The organism is Autumnicola lenta (genome assembly GCF_031846515.1).
GTDB lineage: Bacteria > Bacteroidota > Bacteroidia > Flavobacteriales > Flavobacteriaceae > Autumnicola > Autumnicola lenta.
The window spans coordinates 1-1,242 of sequence record NZ_JAVRHO010000062.1 but is presented as its reverse complement, the minus strand read 5'-3'; the positions used below and the strand labels follow the sequence as shown (position 1 = coordinate 1,242).

2 protein-coding genes are annotated in these 1,242 nt (G+C 30.5%); both read left to right on the top strand.

The features are described 5' to 3' along the window. Positions 1 to 205 (top strand): hypothetical protein (locus RM545_RS17420; protein WP_311496559.1); only part of this gene is annotated, 205 nt, incomplete at its 5' end. 458 nt (positions 206 to 663) lie between these two features. Beyond that, positions 664 to 1,176 carry a hypothetical protein gene (locus tag RM545_RS17415; RefSeq protein WP_311496558.1) on the top strand — a complete coding sequence of 171 codons (513 nt, stop codon included), beginning with the start codon at positions 664 to 666 and terminating at the stop codon, positions 1,174 to 1,176. Positions 1,177 to 1,242: the final 66 nt, after the last annotated feature.

Sequence of the window (1,242 nt, the reverse complement as noted above, 5' to 3'; positions counted from 1 at the left end):
AGTATTTTCAATAGAAAGACTAAATAACATTCAGGTATTTGATACAGAGCAATTCAATTTTGCTGTGTTTTATTCATTTGCAACTTACATTGCTTTTGAGCGGATAATACATAATCTAAATCTGATGAAAATTCAACCTAAAGTATTTTATTCTAAACTATATCAGGCTTGGGATAGTCACGGATTTTTTGATAGATTTAAATAAAAGTTAGTGGGCAATAATATATAAAAATCAATGATTGAAACAATCTCAAATTGAATTTTATCTAGACCTTGCTCACTTGCTTAGCGTTGTGCTGCGTTGTTCCTGTCGGTCGGAACCTGTGGATAATCAAGTTCACCAGCTAGAACTGTTTTCATCGAGACGTTAGCTAAAATTATGAGGAAAAATTTGATAAAAAGAATTGATTTTTTAAAGAACTATCTTAGTATAATAGTTCTGTTTCCAGCTATTATTGGCGGCCTATGGCAACTAATTGAACTTGCTTCAATTTCGCCTTCCTATATCAGATTCTTTTCTATCTCTCAAGTAGTCCCTATGGTTTATTGGTTCTATTCTTTGTGGCGTGTATACTATTAGCTTTTTATATATCAAGATGGATATTTCGATTTACTCCCTTTTCAGAGTTAGAATCCATAAAATGGTCTTCTACAATTTTATGGATGATTCCGATAACAATTTTATTTTCTACTCCCCTCGTATTTATGTATCTGGGAGTTATTGAAAGAGGATATATAGAGGTAGCTGATATTTTTACATTCATCGGGTGCTTAACCATTATTTTGGCCTCATTTTCAATTCTGATTCCGAAAAACGCTTTAAAAAATTTAGAAAAAAAAACTAAAACTAAAACTGATCCGGATAACGAACTGATTAATAGCAAAAAACTTGAACTCAAAAACTATTTTTTCGCATTTTCGCATTTCGCTATTTTAATATTGGCTTTAAAACTATTCGGATTAACTACAGAAGTCGTTGGCAAGATTCGTAATGATTCCATCAAAACTGATCGCCTATTAAATTTTGATAATTTAGTAAAAGAATTAAGAACAAGGGAGGATCATAGGTTTTTAGAAATCTTATACATTAATGATAAATACATTTTTATTGAGTATATAGATTCAGGTAATAACACATTTATAGAGGTTTTGAAGAAGGAAAGATTATTTCCATAAATAACTGCAGTTAAGCTGTATAAAAACAATCTTTAAATCAGTCTCAAATCGAAACTACCTGCTCAC